Origin of the sequence: Lachnospira multipara ATCC 19207 (assembly GCF_000424105.1) — a bacterium.
In the GTDB taxonomy this organism is placed as follows: domain Bacteria; phylum Bacillota; class Clostridia; order Lachnospirales; family Lachnospiraceae; genus Lachnospira; species Lachnospira multipara.
The window spans coordinates 43109-63816 of record NZ_AUJG01000004.1 but is presented as its reverse complement, the minus strand read 5'-3'; the positions used below and the strand labels follow the sequence as shown (position 1 = coordinate 63816).

At 35.0% G+C, this 20708-nt stretch carries 17 protein-coding genes; 15 read left to right on the top strand and 2 right to left on the bottom strand.

The genetic code is table 11. The annotated features are described in order from the left end of the window. Positions 1-59: 59 nt before the first annotated feature. Genes G600_RS0105575 through G600_RS0105560 form a run of 4 tightly spaced genes read left to right on the top strand, consistent with a single transcriptional unit; the run spans position 60 to position 4623 of the window. Positions 60-1802 carry a glycoside hydrolase family 3 protein gene (locus G600_RS0105575; RefSeq protein ID WP_027431063.1) on the top strand — a complete coding sequence of 581 codons (1743 nt, stop codon included), beginning with the start codon at positions 60-62 and terminating at the stop codon, positions 1800-1802. A gap of 21 nt (positions 1803-1823) precedes the next feature. Continuing rightward, entirely contained in the window at positions 1824-2660 is an 837-nt protein-coding gene (locus G600_RS0105570; RefSeq protein WP_027431062.1) for an HAD family hydrolase, read from the top strand. Positions 2661-2701: 41 nt separating this feature from the next. Then, entirely contained in the window at positions 2702-3751 is a 1050-nt protein-coding gene (uxuA, locus tag G600_RS0105565) for a mannonate dehydratase (protein ID WP_027431061.1), read from the top strand. 29 nt (positions 3752-3780) lie between these two features. Next, the gene (locus tag G600_RS0105560; protein WP_034245687.1) at positions 3781-4623 is read left to right on the top strand and encodes an SDR family oxidoreductase; all 843 of its coding nucleotides are present in this window, start codon (positions 3781-3783) and stop codon (positions 4621-4623) included. Between the two features lie 126 nt (positions 4624-4749). Here G600_RS0105560 and G600_RS0105555 read toward each other — a convergent pair whose 3' ends face one another. Continuing rightward, complete coding sequence (locus G600_RS0105555; RefSeq protein WP_027431059.1) at positions 4750-5409, bottom strand: Crp/Fnr family transcriptional regulator; 660 nt, start codon at positions 5407-5409, stop codon at positions 4750-4752. A 159-nt stretch (positions 5410-5568) separates the two neighbouring features. Here G600_RS0105555 and hcp point away from each other — a divergent pair, with 159 nt between their 5' ends. Together hcp and G600_RS15005 are read left to right on the top strand one after the other, a co-directional pair. Continuing rightward, positions 5569-7203 carry a hydroxylamine reductase gene (gene hcp, locus G600_RS0105550; RefSeq protein WP_027431058.1) on the top strand — a complete coding sequence of 545 codons (1635 nt, stop codon included), beginning with the start codon at positions 5569-5571 and terminating at the stop codon, positions 7201-7203. Between the two features lie 104 nt (positions 7204-7307). After that, positions 7308-7883, top strand: a complete 576-nt coding sequence (locus G600_RS15005) for a hypothetical protein (RefSeq protein ID WP_051195380.1) — start codon at positions 7308-7310, stop codon at positions 7881-7883. 149 nt (positions 7884-8032) lie between these two features. Here G600_RS15005 and G600_RS0105540 read toward each other — a convergent pair whose 3' ends face one another. After that, positions 8033-8860 (bottom strand): DegV family protein, encoded by an 828-nt coding sequence (locus G600_RS0105540; protein ID WP_034245683.1) that lies wholly within the window; start codon positions 8858-8860, stop codon positions 8033-8035. Positions 8861-8990: 130 nt separating this feature from the next. Here G600_RS0105540 and G600_RS0105535 point away from each other — a divergent pair, with 130 nt between their 5' ends. From G600_RS0105535 to G600_RS13850, 9 genes are all read left to right on the top strand, one after another. Continuing rightward, a complete protein-coding gene (locus G600_RS0105535; RefSeq protein WP_027431056.1) occupies positions 8991-9518 on the top strand; it encodes a TetR/AcrR family transcriptional regulator in 528 nt (175 codons plus the stop codon). 160 nt (positions 9519-9678) lie between these two features. Then, positions 9679-10740 carry an NAD(P)H-dependent flavin oxidoreductase gene (locus G600_RS0105530; protein WP_330361985.1) on the top strand — a complete coding sequence of 354 codons (1062 nt, stop codon included), beginning with the start codon at positions 9679-9681 and terminating at the stop codon, positions 10738-10740. A gap of 103 nt (positions 10741-10843) precedes the next feature. Next, positions 10844-11935: a GGDEF domain-containing protein gene (locus G600_RS0105525; RefSeq protein WP_027431054.1), complete on the top strand. Its 1092-nt coding sequence runs from the start codon at positions 10844-10846 to the stop codon at positions 11933-11935. A 151-nt stretch (positions 11936-12086) separates the two neighbouring features. Next, positions 12087-14123 carry a methyl-accepting chemotaxis protein gene (locus tag G600_RS0105520; RefSeq protein WP_027431053.1) on the top strand — a complete coding sequence of 679 codons (2037 nt, stop codon included), beginning with the start codon at positions 12087-12089 and terminating at the stop codon, positions 14121-14123. A gap of 382 nt (positions 14124-14505) precedes the next feature. Next, positions 14506-15579, top strand: a complete 1074-nt coding sequence (locus G600_RS0105515; protein WP_330361984.1) for a Fic family protein — start codon at positions 14506-14508, stop codon at positions 15577-15579. A gap of 541 nt (positions 15580-16120) precedes the next feature. After that, positions 16121-17209 (top strand): Fic family protein, encoded by a 1089-nt coding sequence (locus G600_RS0105510; protein ID WP_027431051.1) that lies wholly within the window; start codon positions 16121-16123, stop codon positions 17207-17209. Between the two features lie 273 nt (positions 17210-17482). Continuing rightward, the gene (locus G600_RS15000; RefSeq protein WP_051195379.1) at positions 17483-18178 is read left to right on the top strand and encodes a hypothetical protein; all 696 of its coding nucleotides are present in this window, start codon (positions 17483-17485) and stop codon (positions 18176-18178) included. Between the two features lie 448 nt (positions 18179-18626). After that, on the top strand, positions 18627-19331 hold the full coding sequence (locus G600_RS0105500) for an EAL domain-containing protein (protein ID WP_027431049.1): 705 nt from the start codon (positions 18627-18629) through the stop codon (positions 19329-19331). A 159-nt stretch (positions 19332-19490) separates the two neighbouring features. After that, entirely contained in the window at positions 19491-20171 is a 681-nt protein-coding gene (locus G600_RS13850) for a helix-turn-helix domain-containing protein (protein ID WP_034245679.1), read from the top strand. Positions 20172-20708 lie beyond the last annotated feature (537 nt).

Sequence of the window (20708 nt, the reverse complement as noted above, 5' to 3'; positions counted from 1 at the left end):
ATTACTGATGAAAACAGGAGATAACATTTTTAAAAAGCAATTAGAACAGGAGTATTAGAATGGTAGATTTAAAAAAGAGCCCCTTTAATTTAAATGAAACACAGATTAACTGGGTTGAGGAAACAATTAATTCAATGACATTAGATGAAAAGATTGGTCAGCTTTTTGTTTTATTAAAGGCGGTACCGGGCGTTGATGAAGAAAAGATTAAGAAGGGTTTAAGTCTTTCGCATCAAGGTGGCCTTCGTTGGCAAGGAGGAGATAATGAAACAGTATATCATCAGAATTCCTTTTACCAAAGAATGAGTAAGACACCGCTACTTATTGCTGCTAATTGTGATGATGGTGGTATCGGAGTAAGTAAAGAAGGAACTTTTGTTGCTACTGCTGCGGAATGTGGTGCAGGAGAGGGTTATGAAAATGCTTACAATCTTGGATACGTAGCAGCTAAAGAAGCATCAGCACTTTGCTGTAACTGGATGTTTAATCCTGTAGTTGATATTTATAAAAACTGGAGAAATACAATCGTTAATACAAGAAGCTTTGGTTCTGATCCAGAAAAGGTATTAGAAAATGCTAGAGCTTATATAAAGGGTGTTAAGGCAGCTAATCCTAATATGGCATGTACAGCTAAGCATTTCCCAGGAGATGGTGTTGAAGAGTTAGATCAGCATCTTGTTATGGGTGTTAATAATATGTCTGTAAATGAATGGGAAGATAATTTTGGTTATGTATATAGAAGTCTTATTAAGGAAGGCCTTGAGGCAATTATGGTAGGACATATTGCTCTTCCAGAAATGTCTAGAAAGTTAGTTCCAGGAATTAAGGATGAGGATATTAAGCCAGCAACTCTTTCTAAGGAATTACTTACAGACCTTTTAAGAGAAGATATGGGCTTTAATGGTGTTGTTATAACAGATGCGTCTCATATGGTAGGTCTTAGTGCAACAAGTAAGCGTTCAGAGGCAGTTCCAGGAGCTATTATTGCTGGTTGCGATATGTTCCTTTTTGCAAATGATGTAGAAGAAGATATGTCTTATGTTAAGAAGGCTTATGAAGAAGGTAAATTAACAGAGGAAAGATTAAGTGATGCCCTTCACAGAATCTTAGGTCTTAAGGCTCATCTTAATATGGACACTAATAATCGTAATATTCCTGAAAAGGATTTATCAGTTATTGGTTGTGAAAAACATCATGAATTTGCTATTAAGGCAGCAAAGGAATGTATAACTCTTGTTAAGGATACAAGAAATAATATTCCAGTGGATGTTAATAAGAAAAAGAGATTATTCCTTGTTTATGTAGGTTCAACACCAACATCTAAGGGATATACAGGAGATCCAGTAAAGAACCTTGTAATTGAAGAGTTAGAAAGAGCAGGCTTTGAAGTTGATGTTTGCCCTAACTACCATGATTTAGAGGTTGAAAATGGAGTCTCTCCAATGAACTTTATCAAGATGTTAAATCATCAAACTAGAAAAGAGTTCGTTGATAATCATGATTTAGCTTTAGTTGTAATTAATGTAAAGGGTTACGCTCAGGAAAACAACGTAAGACTTCGTTGGAGTGTTAACCACAGTTGCGAGCTTCCTTGGTATAACGAAGAGGTTCCAACAATTGGTATGAGTCTTAATTACACAAATCATTTAATTGATGTTCCACAGCTTCATACATTTATTAATGCTTATTCTCCAAAGAGAGAACATATTAGAGCTGCAATCGAAAAGATGATAGGTTTAGATGAGTTTAGAGGTAAGGCTGATGAAACAGTATTCTGTGGAAGATGGGATACAAGACTTTAGTTTTTAGTGGAAGGAAATACTATGGTTAATTTAGATGAATTCAAGAAAAATAAAGATTTTCTTATATGTGTAGATAGCGACGGTTGCGCTATGGATACTATGGACATAAAGCACTTTAAGTGCTTTGGTCCATGTATGATTAAGGAATGGAATCTTTCAAAATGGGAAGATGAAATCCTTGAAAGATGGAATCAAATTAATTTATACAGTATGACTAGAGGAATCAATCGATTTGCAGGACTTTCAAAGGCCCTTGAAGAAATTGATAAAAAGTACTGTGAAATAGAAGGCATCGCTGATTTTGTTGAGTGGACTAACACTGCAGCAGAGTTAAGTAATAGAGCAATTGAGAAAAGAATAGAAGAGACAGGAAGTCCGATTTATTCAAAAGCACTTAACTGGTCATTAGAAGTTAATAAGTCAATTGACAAATTAGGTGATGATGAAAAATGTCCTTTTAATGGGGTTAAAGAAGGACTAGAAATGGCACAGAAATACGCTGATGTGGCTGTTGTATCAAGTGCCAATAAAGAAGCAGTAGTAGAAGAATGGGAGCGTTGCAATCTATTAGGAACGGTAGATTGTCTCTGCTGTCAGGATTCTGGAACTAAGGCGATATGTATTGAAAAGCTTAAGAGTTTAGGATATGAAGAAGACAAAATTCTTATGATTGGTGATGCCCCTGGAGACAGAAAAGCTGCCATGACTAATAATGTTAACTTCTATCCTATTCTAGTTAAGCATGAAGCAGATTCTTGGAAAGAATTTATGAATGTAGCAATTAATAAGTTTATTGGACTTGATTATAAGGAATATGGAAAAATCAAGGAAAACGAGTTTTTAGATAATTTAAAGTAACATTTTTACAAAAATTAGAAATTAAAGATTGGAGAATTACTATGAAGAGTTCATTTCGTTGGTATGGTGATAGCGATCCTGTCACACTAGAAAACATTCGTCAGATTCCAGGTATGCGTTCTATCGTATCTGCAGTATATGATGTTAAGCCTGGTGAAGTTTGGCCAGAGGAAAGCATTAAGTACATTGCTGATAAGTGTAGAGAAAACGGTCTTGTATTTGACGTGGTTGAATCAATTCCTGTAACAGAGGAAATCAAGCTTGGCAGCCCTGAGCGTGATAGACACATTGAAAATTATTGCGAGTCTATTAGAAGATGTGCAAAGTATGGTGTTAAGTGTGTAACTTATAACTTCATGCCAGTATTTGACTGGACACGTACACAGCTTGATAAGGTGGCAGCAGATGGTTCTACAAGTCTTGTTATGTATTGGGATCAGTTAAAGGGTCTTGATCCTTTAAAGGATGATATTCATCTTCCAGGTTGGGATTCAAGCTATACACAGGACCAGGTTAGAGAACTTATTAGAGCTTATGGTGAAATTGGAGAAGAAGGACTTTGGGAAAATATTAAGTATTTCCTTGAGAGAGTTATTCCAGTTGCAGAGGAATGTGGCGTAGTTATGGCTCTTCATCCAGATGATCCTCCATATCCAATTTTTGGTCTTCCAAGAGTTATTACTTGCGAAGAAAATATTGATAGGTATCTTTCAATCGTTGACAGCCCTTCAAATACACTTTGTTTCTGTACAGGTTCACTTGGCTGCTCACCTAAGAATGATATTCCTAAGTTAGTTAGAAAGTATTCAGAAATGAAGAGAATCGGATTTATGCATTTAAGAAATGTAAAGATCTTAGAAGACACATCTTTTGAAGAATCTGGACATTTAACAAGAGAAGGTAGTCTTGATATGAATGCTATCGTTAAGGCATTAGTTGAGACAGGATTTGATGGATATTTTAGACCAGATCATGGACGTATGATTTGGGGTGAAACAGGTAAACCAGGCTATGGACTTTTTGATAGAGCCCTTGGTTCAGCATATATTAATGGTTTAATTGAAGCTAATGGTGGCTCAATAGAAAAATAATCGAGTAGTTTTAGAAAGGAAGTATAATTATGAATTTACCTTTAAACATTGATTTTACAGGAAAAACAGTAGTTGTTACAGGTGCCGGCGGAGTTCTTTGCGGTGATATGGCAAGAGCATTTGCACAGGCTGGAGCTAAGGTTGCTTTACTTGACCTTAACGAAGAGGCAGTTAAGAAGGTTTCTGAAGAATTAACAGCAGAAGGCTTTATTGCTAAGGGTTATAAGGCAAATGTACTTGAACCAGAAATGTTAGAAGAAGTACATCAGGCAGTTTTAAAGGACTTTGGCCCTTGTGATATTTTAGTAAATGGTGCTGGCGGAAACAATCCAAGAGCAACAACAGATAATGAATACCAGCATGAAGCTAAGGAAGGTCAGAAGACTTTCTTTGATCTTGATGCATCAGGAGTAGACTTCGTATTCAAGCTTAACTTCCAGGGAACATTAATCCCAACTCAGATTTTTGCTAAGGATATGGTAGAGAAGAAGTCTGGTAGCATTCTTAACATTTCATCAATGAATGCTTATACTCCACTTACAAAGATCCCTGCATATTCAGGTGCTAAGGCAGCTATTAGTAACTTCACTCAGTGGCTTGCTACACACTTTGCAGGTACAGGAATCCGTTGCAACGCAATTGCTCCAGGTTTCTTAGTATCTAACCAGAACAGAGCTCTTCTTTTCAATGAAGATGGTACTCCAACAGCTCGTTCTGAGAAGATTTTAAAGGGTACACCAATGAACCGTTTCGTAGATAGCGAAGAATTACTTGGTGGTGTATTCTTCCTCTGTGACGATAAGGCAGCTAGCGCTATTACAGGCGTTGTACTTCCTATCGATGCAGGTTTTGCAGCTTATTCTGGTGTTTAACTCAGTCGCTTGACAATTAAGCATCATAATAATATATCTTTAATTTCCTTAAATATAGCTAAAAAGATACCGTTAGATTTCTAGCGGTATCTTTTTGCTTTTTATTTTAGATTTCATCCTTCTAATTTAATTAACCGTCTTTAAAATGAAGTGATTCTTTTTAAATTCTATAAGCCCGTCTTTTTGCATCCTTCCTAATTCCTTAGACATATTGGTTCTCTCTAAATTAAGATAGTCTGCAAGCTGCTGTCTATTAAAGGGAATATCAAACTCGTTAGAGTGTTTTTGAAGGGACATAGTATTTAGGTAGGACAGAAGCCTCTCCCTAGCACCCTTTTTGGAAATGTGAAAACTACGCTTTGATAGAATTAAATTCTTATGCATAGAAATTCTAAGGGTGTTTTTAATTAGCTTAATCATCCAGCTTGTCATATTAGATTTACTTAGTATCCCAGACATATCAATAAAAAGTATTGTGGAGTCTGTATTAGCACACACATCTACTAGCATAGTTTCATTAGGGATAAGAGCGTAAGTCTCGGCAAAGATTCCATTTTCACCCACATGACTAAGAATGGTTTTATTGCCCCAAACGTCGTTAGCTTCAATGGTTACGGCGCCCTTTAAAACAATGCCCACTAATTTAGTAGAGTCGCCGGCACACATGATGTATTCGTTTTTTAAGTAGTCTTTTTGATAGGCAGTTAGTTCCTTTAAAACTTCCCCCACCTCTTCTTTAGTCATATTTATAAATAGAGGGGTTTTCATAATTTCTTCTATATTCATAAAGTCTCCTATTCCAATAAATAGTTTCCTATTAATTTAGGGATAAATTTTAGAATTTTTTAAAATGTTGTTTTAGCCACATATTTCTAATTTAAAGTCTACTATAGTGATATAGTAAAAACAAGGAAAAAGAATTTGGAAATTATAAGGAGGTCTATTATGGACAATAATATGTTTTGTTATCAGTGTCAGGAAACAGCATGTGGCACTGGATGTAGAGTATCTGGTGTATGTGGTAAGAAGCCTGAAGTTGCAGCAATGCAGGATTTACTAATATATGTTACTAAGGGAATTTCTAATGTAACAACAAGTCTAAGAAAGGAAGGCAAGGATGTTGATATTGAGGTTAATCACTATATCACTCAGAACCTCTTTGCAACAATTACTAATGCTAACTTTGATAAGGACTCATTAACAGATAGAATTAAGCATACTCTTGAATTAAAGGAAGAGCTTTTAAAGAAGTTAGATAATAAGGAAAATCTTTTCGGGGCCGCTAGATGGAATGGCGAGCCTAAGGATTACGCTATTAAGGCGGTTACAGTTGGCATCCTTGAAACAAAGGATGAAGATATTAGAAGTATGAGAGAGCTTATTACTTACGGTTTAAAGGGACTTGCAGCTTACCTTAAGCACGCTAATGCACTTTTAAGAGACAATGAGGAGATTGATGCATTTTTACAAAGCGCTCTTGCAAAGACACTTGATGATAGCTTAAGCCTTGAGGATTTAATCGCTTTAAGCATGGAGACAGGTAAGTTTGGTGTTGATGGCATGGCACTTCTTGATGCTGCCCACAACGAAAGATTTGGCGCTCCTGAAATTACAAAGGTTGATTTAGGAGTTCGTAAAAATCCAGCTATTCTTATTTCAGGACATGACTTAAGAGATCTTGAAATGTTACTTGAGCAGACAGCTGGCACAGGAGTTGATGTTTATACTCATTCAGAAATGCTTGCAGGTCAGTATTATCCTGCCTTTAAGAAGTACCCTCACTTTGCTGGTAACTATGGTAATGCATGGTGGAAGCAGAAGGAAGAATTTGAGAAGTTTAATGGCCCTATCTTAATGACTACAAACTGTATCGTACCACCATCAGAGAGCTACATCGACAGATTATGGACAACAGGTGCTACAGGATATCCAGGATGTAAGCACATTCCAGGTGAATACGGCGAGGTTAAGGATTTCTCTGAAATCATTGCTCAGGCTAAGACTTGTCCTGCTCCTACAGAAATCGAGACAGGAACTATCGTTGGTGGATTTGCTCACGAGCAGGTATTTGCCCTTGCAGATAAGATCGTTGAGGCTGTTAAGTCTGGCGCTATTAGAAAGTTCTTAGTTATGGGTGGTTGCGATGGCCGTATGAAGTCTAGAAGCTACTACACAGACTTTGCCAATAAGCTTCCTAAGGATGTTGTAATCTTAACTGTAGGTTGTGCTAAGTATAAGTTTAATAAGCTTGATTTAGGCGATATTGGAGGTATTCCACGTCTTCTTGATGCAGGTCAGTGTAACGATTCTTACTCTCTTGCAGTTATTGCCCTTAAGCTTAAGGAAATCTTTGGTCTTGATGACATTAATGACTTACCAATCGTTTATAACATTTCTTGGTACGAGCAGAAGGCAGTTATTGTCTTACTTGCCCTACTTTACCTTGGAGTTAAGAACATCCACTTAGGTCCAACACTTCCAGCCTTCCTTTCTGAAAATGTTACTAACTTCCTAGTTGAGAACTTTGGAATTTCAGGAATCACTGATGTAGATGATGACTTAAAGGCATTTTTCGAATAATTAATATTTGAATGTTTGATTAATATGCAAACGATTTGCAAAAGTATTGACACCCCTAATTTTCGTGTTTATAATACAGGAAAGAAACGGGAAAGGGGTAAATTATGTCTAATAAGGAAGATAAAGATAAGTTAAAAAAGACGCTTATTCGAATTGGGAAAAATATACTAATACTAGCAGTAGCAGCTTTTGCCTGTTTTAATTTAGTGGACTGTAATTTTATAGGTTCATCAACTGTTAATAGTGTATTAAATGAAAAGACTACAGAAGCTACTACAGAGAATGAATCCACAGTGGATGATAGCGATGGACCTATTTCTTCTAATGGAATTGACTATGATTTAACTGAAATGAGCTCAACAATGGTTTATGCAACAGTTTATGAAATGATGGCATATCCAAGTCTTTACGAAGGAAAAACAGTAAAGATGGAAGGTCAGTATTATGCATTATATGTAGAAGCAGATAAGACTTATTATATGTATTGCTTGATATCTGATGCCTTAGGCTGTTGTACTCAGGGTATGGAGTTTGTTTGGGGTGATGGTAGTCACGTTTACCCAGATGAGTATCCAACAGATAAGACAGAGGTTGTTGTAAGCGGAACCTTTAAGACATACACACAGGATGGTAATACTTACTGTTGTATCGACAATGCTACAATGGAAGTTGCTAAGTAAAAAGCTATATAAATCTTAAATACAATAACAAAACTAGCCGAGGTTAATGTGGATGATTCACATTAGCCTCGGCTAAGTCATTTATTATAGGATTATCTGGTTGGTAAAATTTATTCAAAACTACATATCGGTAAAATTTATTCAAAAAATTAGCATTCGCAGGCAATTACAATGCCATAGCGCTCTGCATAGTAACTTACAAGTCCTCTAGCTGGATAGATGTTAATATCCAAATTAGGGAAAAGATTTTTAAGGGCAGCGCCAAAACCTGAGGCTAGCTCTTCATTTTCTACATGACAAATTCTTACCTTACCGCCAGCAAAGCCTGCCTTTGTCATTTCTTCTATAAGCTTTGAAAATACATTTTTAACGCCTCTAGATTTAGCTATAGGCTCGATTGTACCTTCTTTACTTGCAGTACCAATAATGCTAATGTTAAGCTTTCCAATAAGGGAAGCTACGATTTTATTAACACGACCGTTTTGAGCTAGGTTATGTAGAGATTTGAAAGCGAAGAAAAGGCGAGTTGATGAAAGATAGGCCTTTGTTTCATTTTCAATAAACTCAAAAGACTTACCGGCCTTTTTAAGGTCAATAATCTTCTCTAACATAAGGCGCATTTCAGGGCCGGTGCTTAAAGTATCTACAATTAAAATCTTGCTATCTGGATGGTCCTCAAGATATAAATCTCTTGCAACACAAGCGCTGTTATAAGTGCCTGAAAGACCGCTAGTCATTGTTACAACATAGATTTCATCTCCGCCCTCAAAGGCATTTAACCAGCTCTCTGTTGAAGGGCAAGCTGTATAAGATCTGTCCTTGTAGGCAAGAAGATAGTCAAGCATCTCGTGGATGTCTAAATTCTCGTCGTCTAGGTAATCTCTTTCCTCAGTATATATTCTAAGTGAAGCGATATTAATATCGGTATCATTAATTTTTCTAGTATCACATGATGAGTCAGCAATAAACTTGATCATAAACGTACTCCTTTAAGTTAAATCGTCATCTCGTGGTTTTTCAAACCGTATATTATTGTAAATAAAACGACGAGGGTGTACAATTTACAAAATAGCTATTTTTGTTCATTTATGGCGATGGAGATTGATTATGGAATTAAAAAACATTAAAATTAACGAGAAATCAGAATTTACGAGAAAATGTATTGGCGAGGCAATAGTGATTTTGCTTAAGTCTACAGATTTTTCTCGTTTGAAAATATCAGACATTGTAAAAAAGGCGGGAGTATCAAGAACCACTTTTTACAAGTATTACACAACACCATATTCAGTGCTTAAGGATTATTTAAGCCTGATGGTTTCTGAGTATATTGTTAAAGGCGAGAATTTAGGACAGGATAAGTTTTTTAACTATGATCACATTATCTTTTCCTTTAATTTTTTCGACAGATATGCAGAGTTTTTCTTAACTCTAGCAGACAATAAACTACATTCAGTTTTATTTGAAGGCATTAATGAATTTATGATAAATCATTTAAAGCCAGATAAGAGTATTTCTATGTATAAATTATATTCTTACGCAGGAGCGCTTCTTAATAGTTTCCTAAAGTGGGAGGAAAATGGCAAGAAAGAAAAGGTAGAGGATATTGCCGTTACTCTTGAAGGTTTCATTAGCTAGTTAAATATTTACATTAGTTTGAACATAAAATTAATATTGACTTTGAATATTTTGATTTTATAATAATTAAATGTAGTTATACAATTTGTTTGTTATTTTCTACAAAATATATCTGGCTTGGATTTTATATAAGCTAGACTAGAATGTAGGGAGAAATATGATGGATATTAATGGTAAGAAACTAGAACATGGAATTATTCAAGGTGGAATGGGCGTTGGCGTGTCCCTTTCTGAGCTTGCAGGTAATGTGGCAAAGGAAGGCTGCATGGGCGTTATTAGCTCGGTAAATATTGGCTATAAGGAGTCTGATTTTTACAAAAATCCTTTAGAGGCTAATCTTAGAGCTCTTAAAAATCACATTAAGAGAGCTAAGGAAATTGCTGGTGGCAAGGGCCTTATTGGGGTCAATATTATGGTGGCTGTAAGTCATTATGAAGAGACAGTTAAGGCGGCGATTGAAGCAGGAGCTGATGCAATTATTTCAGGTGCTGGTCTTCCTCTAAAATTAGCAGGACTAGTTAAGGGCAGTAAAACTCTATATGCGCCAATCGTTTCAAGTAAGAGGGCAGCAGCGCTTCTTTTAAAGACCTTTGCAAAGAGAGAAAACTCAGTACCAGATTTTATTGTAATTGAAGGTCATCAGGCCGGAGGACATCTAGGTTTTTCAGCTGATGATTTAGAAAATGATACATGCCAGGACAATCTAACAATCCTAAAGGAAGTTCTTGAGGTCGTTAAGACTTTTGAGGAGCAGTTTAAGAAAAAGATTAGAGTATTCCTTGGCGGTGGCGTATTTACTGGAAAAGATATGGCTGAGGCTATAAAAAACGGAGCTGATGGCGTTCAGATCGGTACAAGATTTATTGCAACAAATGAGTGCGATGCAGCAGATACTTTCAAGGAAGTTTTAGTGGAGGCAAAGGAAGAGGACGTAAAGATTATTAAGAGTCCTGTTGGCATGCCAGCAAGAGCTGTCTACACTCCACTTTTGAAAAAATTAGACATGGGAGATAAATTTTTTGCAAAGAAATGTAATAACTGTTTAACAGCCTGTCCTAAGGGAGATAAGATTCCTTACTGTATCAGCCGTGCCTTGATTTCTGCGGTGGAAGGTAACAAGGAAGAAGGTTTATTTTTCTGTGGTGAAAATGTATCTAGGATTAAGGAGATAGTATCTGTCCATAATTTAGTAGAGGAGTTATTAAAGGACTGTCAATCATAAATATATAGATTTATCATGGCTTATGTGATATATTTTAACTAGTTTAAAAAAAGAAGAAATATAAAACAACATTTGCTTATAATAAATCTAGGAGATGTGAAATATGGAATTTGGAACTCCAAATGCTTATGAAATTAAAACTTTTAAAAAGGATTTAATTCTATATAAAAAAACAACAATACTTTTGTTGAGTTTTCATGTTTATTTTTTAGTGTTAGCGCTATTAACTGGCTTTAATTATATAGTTATTATTAATGTTTTTAGCATACTTTTTTATTTAATTGCTTTTCCACTTTTAAAAGGAAGTAAGAAAAATATAATTATTTATTCGCATTTAATCATTTCTGAAATAATGCTACATATTTTTTTATGTACTCTTATTTTAGGTTGGGAAAGTGGATATCAGTATTGGTTGTTTTCTTTGCTCTGTTCATATTTATTCCCATATATCACACCCGATAGAACAAAAAAGGATAGTGTTAAAGATGCAATAAAACGAACAATTGTTATGTTTATTGAATTTGTAGTTATATATATATTTACCCATTATTTTGAATTCCCTTTTACTAATGAATTAAGTAAAACAGGAAAAACAGTATTAAGTATTGGTAATGCATTTTCCGCTTTTGGAGCTATAGCAGTGTTTACAGTTGCTTATACAAGACAGATGGAATATAAGTATTCAGTTTTACATAATGTAGCAGATTCAGATCAGCTAACGGGCTTGGGTAATAGATATTACATGAATGATTTACTTGTAAAGCTAGAAAGAAATAATGCGGAGAATACTAGTTATTCTGTAGCTATGTTAGATATTGATTTTTTTAAAAATGTTAATGATAGTTATGGTCATGACAAAGGGGATATGGTGTTAAAAGGTATTGCCTCTATTCTTACAAAGAACAGTTCAGATAATATAAAAGCCGGCAGATGGGGTGGCGAAGAATTTTTATTAATAGCAGATGGAGAAGTGGAATTTAGTGAATTTATTCTTATATTAGAAAAAATAAGACATGAGGTTTTAAATACAGTTTTTGCATTTACTGATGAAAAACCTCCTAAACCCATTAAATGTACTATCTCAGTTGGAGTAGCAAAATATGAAGAAAACTTGTCTATTCCTGAGGTAATAAAACTTGCGGATACTAATCTTTATAAGGCAAAAGAAAACGGAAGAAATCAAATAATTTATTAATAGTAAATTAGTATTTGAGATAATTGTATAATGTTCATAAAACATAGGGAAAAACTTGTATATTGTTGACATATAATGTATTATATCGATATGAATAATTATGTGACAACTAAATATGATTATAATTTCTAAGTGAAATGGAGAGTGTTTTATGAATGCAAAAAATGAAACAAAGAAATTAGGAGAGAGCAAGAAGGTAAAAAGAAGTATAAGTACTACACTTTTACTTGTTATTTTACCTATTGTTACGGTAGGTATTCTAGGTATTATTCTATTTCTAAATCATCAGGCGTCATCTTCAATGTTAGAATTGTCCAAGAAAGATTTACAAGCAGAAACGAATGCGAATGCCAATATTTTAAGCTCGCCTTTTAGAATGCTTATGTCTAAATTTGGACAGTATGCAGATACTCTAGAGACCGTAGAATTTGCAGATCATGATGCAATTAAAGAGTATGTAGAGCCTTCTGTAGATTATCAACCTGTTAAGAATTCAGGTATTTATATTGGTTTCCCAGATGATTCTTATATCTATGCAGATGGTACCGTTATGGATTCTAGTTGGTTACCAACACAGCGTGATTGGTACAGTTTTGGTATGGAAAATGATACATTTGAGGTTACTGAAGCTTATCAGGCATCAAGTGGTGGCCTTTGCGTTACATTTGCAAGAAGAATTGATTTATATGATGGAACAAAAGCAGTTATGGCGGTGGATGTATACTTAACAGAATTAAATGATGAAGTATCAGCACTTACACCTATGGATACAGGTAGATCTGCAGTTATTAATGAGACTCAGTTCCTTTCTTATACTGATTCTTCATTAAACGGTACAAAGATTTCTTCAGTTAATAGTGATTATTTATCTGAATTACAGGAATTTGCTTTTGATGATAGTCAGACAGATGTAATAGAGCTTGAACATGATGATGGTTACAAGGTATATATGGCAAAGTGTACGATTCCAGGTTTGCCATGGGTAATTGTTTCTGTTGTTGCGGAAGATGATGTACTTGCTGCGTCGGTACAATTTAGAAATATAGCACTTGTACTTATGGTTATAGTATTAGCTTTAATTATAGCAATTGTTTTAGTTGCTATTAGAAGGATTATAGCTAAACCGGTAGGTAATTTAACAGATAGTATTCTTTCGGTATCTAACGGTGATTTTACTACTAAGATGCCAGAAAATAAGGGCGATGAAATTGGCCTGATAAGTATGGAGATGAGCAATTATGTAGATAAAATGCGAGATACCATTAGTGATATTATGAGTAAAGCAAATCAGTTGCTTAGTGAGTCTGATACCTCGAAAGATGCAGCAAACTTCATGTCTAAAGAAGCTAGTGATCAGTCTGTTTCTATGAATCAGATTGAAGAGGCTATGGATGGTATTTCAAGAGCGGTTACTGAACTTGCACAAAATGCCACAGACCTTGCTCAGTCTATTGCAAATTTAACAGATAACGGAAATGAAACTAATGAGGTTATGTTAAATCTTGTAAAACAGGCAGATATTGGACAAAAGGATATGGCAAATGTTGAACAGAACATGGATCGTATTACAGAGTCTATGAGCGAAATGAATGATGTTGTAAATGTGGTTAAAGAATCAGCTGATAAGATTAATGAAATCGTAAGAATGATTGATTCTATTGCAGAGCAGACAAACCTTCTTTCACTTAATGCAAGTATTGAGGCAGCAAGAGCTGGTGAAGCTGGTAAGGGCTTCGCAGTTGTAGCGGGTGAGATTGGTAATCTTGCATCTAATAGCCAGGATGCAGCTCAGGATATTGCAAAGATTATTTCTGAGATTACAAGTGAAGTTGATAAGCTTACTGATAAGTCTCAGAATAATATGGAAGCTATTGGAGAATCAAGCAATGCTGTTAAGAAGGCAGGAGAGAGCTTCTCTGTTATTATTAGTGAACTTGATAATGCCGCTAATATTATGCAGTCAATGATTACTCTTATGAATGATGTTAATGATATTGCATCTAATGTTGCAGCTATTTCAGAAGAGCAGTCAGCAAGTTCAGAAGAAGTTGTAGCTACTGTAGAAACACTTGTTGTTTCAGCTAATGATATTGCTGATAGAAGTAAGAGTGTATCTGATTCAGCTAACACAGTATCAGATTCGGCTAAGTCTATTAGTAACTTGCTAGATCAGTTTACGATTGAGTAATATTTTCAAAAATAAAAATTCAATGATCAACTTTTAAGAGGCAAGTCGGAGAAATCCGGCTTGCTTTTAATTTTTATTTTGCTTATGATAAATGAAAAAATAGTAGTGCTTATTCACAGGTCCTTAATCTTAAAAGAGCAGGTAGAGTTGTGGAAGCTAAGGACTATGTAGATAGTTTATAAAGACTAATATAAACCGCATGGCATAAGATAGGATTGATTTGAAAATGACTTATGGTCCCTCGTGACCACAAGTTGAATAAGAATGATAAATGTACCGAGGCTTAACGCCTAAACATGTTTTTATCGCCTAAAATAAGTAAGAAAATAGGCGAATAATCGCCTAAAGTGTTGATTATCGCCTAATATGTGATATAATTTAGGTGAAAAGGAGAAGCGCTATGCGAGAATTTAATTACAGTAAGTATAAAGATTACAAATGGGACAGTGAAATATTAGGTTTAGTCTCAGGTATACATGAATATAGAGGACGGCAAGAGCTGTATTTAACTCAGAAACCGGCTGTTTTAGATAAGCTAGTTGAAGTGGCTAAGGTTCAAAGTACTGAGAGTTCAAATGCGATTGAGGGAATTTTTACTTCAAATACAAGATTGAATCAATTGATGCAGTCAAAAACCACACCAAAGAATCGTGATGAAGAGGAGATTGCTGGCTATCGATTTGTATTGGATATGATTCATGAAAGTTATGAGTATATTCCAATTTCTTCAAATTATATTCTTCAGTTACACCAGAATCTTTATCGTTTTACTAACAGAAGTATAGGTGGTCATTTTAAAAACAGTGATAACCACATTGTTGCCAGGGATGGAAATGGCGGTGAACATATTATATTTGAACCACTTAGTCCCTTAGAGACACCTATTGCTATTGATAGAATATGTGAAGAGTTTAATAGAGTGTCTGCTACCGAAGAAGTAGATACATTACTTTTAATACCAATATTCATTCATGATTTTCTATGTGTGCATCCTTTTAATGATGGCAATGGTCGAATGAGTAGATTGTTGACAACATTGCTACTTTATAGAGCTGGTTATGTTGTGGGTAGATATGTATCTTTGGAAAAAAAGATAGCTGACTTAAAAGATTTGTATTATGACTCGCTTAACATGAGCCAAAATGGTTGGCATGAAGGAGAAGATGATCCGACTCCTTTTATCAAGTATATACTAAAGATCATAATTGCAGCTTATAAAGATTTTGAGGAGCGAATTGAAATTATTGATATAAAGGAACCTGCAATTGAACAGGTAAGAGCTGCCGTTTATAAAAAAATAGGCAAGTTTACAAAAAGTGAAATAATGGAAATGTGCCCAAAGCTAGGGCGTGCATCGGTGGAAAACTCGTTAACAGCACTTGTAAATGAGGAAGTGCTTGAACGTCGAGGACGTGGCAGGGGCACCTATTACGTAAGAAAAGATGCACTTGTTTGATTTTTTTGAGTTGTGAATTGGCTTTAAAACATTATTATTACACGCAATAATAGTTCATGTTGTAAACGATTGGAGAACCAGTATGCTAAAAATCTTATTCATCTGTCACGGCAACTGATTCCACGATTCTCTTAAAGTCAGTAATAGCAAGGCTTGTTGGGATTTTTAGGTGGATTTGTAACCCACTTTTAATCCTGGCAGTTTTTGTGCAAATGTGATAAGGCAGCAAAATAACAGTGATTTTGGAGATGTGACATACAATTACATATGGCGAAGCGCACTTAATCTTAAGTGTGCTAGGCTATCTATAAACAACCCCATCGGGTCGTGTCAAAAGCAGGGAAGATGTGCTGAAGATTGACACGGGCTGGTGGGGTTGTTAGTTGTTTGAGCTTATAAAAATATATCGTAGATTACGCCGACAGTGCCGGCACAATTATAAAGAGCAGATTATGAAAAATGGTAAGCAATCACATTGAAAGTGTTCGCGTCATAGAATATAATAAAATAATGAGTTTTTATTGGATTACGGAGGTTTGATATGAAGGATATAAAAAAAGATCCATTTGAGGAATATATAAAAAATCTTCCTCCTACAAGAAAAGAACTTGGACAAGCTTGGCAGGCTGCGATTGGGTTGCAGGATGTTGATGGATTAAAACCATCTGAATACTTGTATGAGACGGCAAAAAAGAACATTGACGGTGAAATCTCTGTAGATGAGGCCGGAGAATTGATTAATAGTTATTACGAGAGTAAAGACGGTCGTTCTGAGGTTGAGACGCGTACAGAAGAGGCAGATAAGGTGTCTGCAAGAATTGCAAAAATCTTATCTGAGAAGGCATTTACGTTTTCGCCTACACAATATTTATCTATTCATCGCGAGCTGTTCCTTGGTATTTATTCCCATGCAGGAAAAATCAGAGATTATAATATCACGAAAAAGGAATGGGTTCTTGATGGAGATACAGTTTCTTATGGTGGTGCTACTGAACTTCGAGAAACGCTGGATTATGATTTTTCACAGGAAAGGGATTTTCGCTATAACGGTTTAACAATGGATGAGGTGATTCATCATTTAGCGGTTTTTATTTCCAGACTTTGGCAAATTCATGTGTTCGAGGAAGGCAATACCAGAACGACAGCTGTGTTTCTAATAAAGTATCTTCGCATGCTTGGATTTGATGCTGAAAATGATTTGTTTGCGGAGCACTCTTGGTATTTCCGAAATGCTTTGGTTAGGGCAAATTATAATAACTTAAAGAATGGTATCTATGAGACGACAGAGTTCCTTGAAATGTTTTTAAGGAATCTTTTGTTGAATGAGAAACACGAGCTTCACAATAGAGAAATGCATGTTAGTGGTAAATTTTTATTGGGTCACGATGACCCAATAAATGACCCAATAAATGACCCGATAAAATTAGATGGACGTGAGCTTAAAATTATAGAGTTGTTACGTGAAGAAACTGGCTTAACACGAAAAGAAATGGCAGCTCGTTTAGATTGTTCGGATTCAACAGTTAAGCGGTGCTTACAGTCGATGGTTGAAAAGGGCGTACTGAAACGAATTGGCTCAAATAAAAAAGGTGAATGGATAATATTGATAGGAAATCAGAAATCTTTTTAAAACAACCAATATTCGACGGAAAAACCTTTTGAAAAAAGGTATGAACCGAAACTAAATAAAAGATGACATAGGCTAGTACCCTGGGAGAGCCCAGAAGGCACTGGCCTATTATTGTATTTTATTAGCCAAAAATGAAATAATATTGAACATGGTTAATAGAATATAATTATACATACAGGTCCAAGGCGAGGTTGTTATGATGTAATATACGATGATGTTGATTTTCTGATATAATGTGATTTAATGAGATATTTTTTTTGAGGGGTGAAATAAATGTATGCGATTATTAGACAAGGAAATGGAAAATTTTATACAACAATGGTATTTGGTTATTATGATTTCCCTAAAAATAAATGGGACTATAAGCATAGATATTGTGTGGTGCTAAATGAAGAAAAGAACAGTTTAATTTTGCAACCAGTGTTTGCAGAGAAAGGATTGGTTTCAACGGTTATTTTTACAGATAATGATGAATCAAATTGGAAAAAGATTAATGATAACATTATGTCTGTATTTTTTTTACCAACAGAAGAACTATATAATTGGGTTTTAGATAAAAAGGTCCCAGATGATTTGCTGCAGAAATGCATAGCTATGGATGCTGAATATGATTATAATCCGTATCCATACATATTAAATGAAAAAGATGTGCATGACTTATTGTGGGCAGTTGGTGAATTTCACGACGGAATGATTTCAGAAATAAAACAAACAGGTGACGTTTTATATGTTGCAATGACAGACATATGGGGATGTAATTTAGAGATGTGGTTTGAAGGTGATATTGAGTATGATATATCGAGTAGAAATCCTGAGTTGTATGACCCATATTGGGGTGGCGGAACTATCTTTTTTCACGAAGACTATATTTATCTTGTTGATGATGAATATGCCACAATAGAAAATGTCACAAATGGCTGGTGTTGGTTTAAAGCAAGAAAAATGAAGTATCATCTTATACCGGTATGATTTCATAGGAAGTATTGTTGAAGGGATATAGCTTGTGATTATATTGGGCGTGTAGTCACAAATTGTCAAAATAATTGATGTTGTAAAATCTGAAAAATTAGGGTGATTTTTTCATTTATCCAGTGCATAAAATCACCCTAAATGGAGATGGAAAGATGCAAAACAGGACATTCAGGAGATGAAACAGGATATTGGAATACCGAATGCGCTTAGTTCAAAGACAAAACAACACATTTGAGATCTGTTTTGTAGTGGCCTTAGTTATAAATAAACAAACCCGTCCTAGGGGGGTCAAAAGCAGAAAAAAGATTCTGTTGATTGACACTCTGGGGCGGGTTTGTTATTGATTAGAAGCTTTATCTTATAGACTAAGAAAAAAGTTTTGATATAATATAAATGTAGTATTTTACGTTTTTTCATACGCAATTTTATCTAGGGGATTAGTAATATGATTTATTTTGACGATTTGCCATTATCAGAAGACATTTTGGCAGCATTATCAGAATTGAAAATTGAATATGTATTCCAGCCAATATTTTATCCAGATGGAAAGACAATATATGCGAGAGAAGCATTGATGCGTCCACACGATAAGGATGTTATGGAGCTGATTACCGAGTATCAGGAACAGGATAAGCTTCATATACTTGAGGTGGCAACTTTATTTGGAGCAACTCAGGCATATTTTATGAGAGGCTATAAGGAAATTCTTTCGGTAAATACATTTCCGTGTGAGATATTTACAGAGGAAGAAGTAAATGCATATATTGAATACTTTGGTGATGATAAGAATGCAATGATTTTGGAAACGTTAGAGTATCCATATTTGTCGATTGATATTGCTGAAGCAAAAAGAATAATAGCGGATATTAATGATAACCAGATTGCTATTGATGATTTTGGAACTGGACTTAATACTTTGGATGTAGTTAACGCTGCTAATCCAGATATTGTAAAGATTGATAGAACATTACTTACTGATATCGATAAGGATAAGTTCAGACAGATTTGTATTAAAGAAATGATTGATACATTCCATGCGAAGAAAATGAATGTAGTAGCAGAAGGAATAGAAACTGAGGCTGAGTTTAACACTATGAAAGAGCTTGGTGCAGATTTTTTCCAGGGTTATTACTTAGGAATGCCAGAATAGGGAGTCTCTAGTAGTGCTAGAGGCTCTTTTTCGATTTATTTTACATTATTATTTGTCGTGTTACGGAAAGTAACAATGAATGTTACAGTCTGTGTATGGAGTAATGTCCCCAAATTATCATAAAATGATTTGGAAAAATATTAGAGGAGGTCATCTTACATGACATTTGGAGAAAAACTAAAAGCGGCAAGGAACATTTCGGGTTTGTCACAGGAACAATTTGCGGAAGCTCTTAACATTTCAAGATCAGCTGTAGCAAAGTGGGAGAACAACAAAGGAATCCCAGATGTTTCAAATTTAAAAGGTATTTCAAAACTATTAAACATAAGTATAGATAGTCTTCTTGATGAAAACGATAATATAGAAAACAAGGATATTAGTCTTGGCATTGCTTCGGATGACAATCAGATGCAGGGCGAAAGTATTTTGCCATGTCCAGAGTATGACGGATACAATTGTACAATTGAGCTTAATGGATGGAATGATGGCGTTTATGATGTGATAATAATAGGGCAAGATAGCAATTTTTTGTATTATCAAAAGCAAGAAAAAAATAAGTTAGTTACCGGAATGATAGGAAAAAATTATATTGTTTCAGTTGCAAAAACAAAAGAGATAAAAACTAAGTCTGAAACAAAAGATATAAGTAAATTATATTTTGTTGATAAACATGTAATGCTTGAAGTGGCACATAAAGAGGGTATTCTAAAAGGATTTTTTGACTACACTAATGATGACTATTTGGATGTTGTAATTAAAAAGTTTAATGAAAAGAATTTGGAATTGATGTTTGGTCACACAATAGATATCAATAAAATAACAAGAATCGAGGAATTGTAGGAGATAAAATCAGTATGATAAAAGTGTTATTCATCTGCCACGGCAATATATTGGGCAGGTAAAGAAATCCTTGTAAATAAAGGGCTTTAGCACTATTTTGACTTTATTTTATACCTTGTTTATACCTTTTGAAATGAGTCGTGTACCGTAATAGCATTGTGCTTAGGATGACCATCTCGGTCGGTACATGAACCGAAACTAAATATTTGATTTAGGACACTTATCCTTAAGTGCCCATGATTACCACAAAACGGACCCGCCCGGGAATGTCAATGAGAGAGAAGATGCTCTGATGATTGATATTCTTGGACGGGTTTGTTATTTGATAAAATATGGGCATGGGGTCACAAACTGTCAATGAATAACAAAATATTAGGAGCCCGTTATTATCTGAGGAAGAGAGTGTCAGGATCTTTTCCTATAAGATGATACCGTTCACACTGAAAAAAGGTCGTTTCACCGAATCTGGCTTTATATTTTTATTTTGTATGCCGATATTCTAATTAAGAAGTCATGAAGTATTTTCGGCTGTGGGAT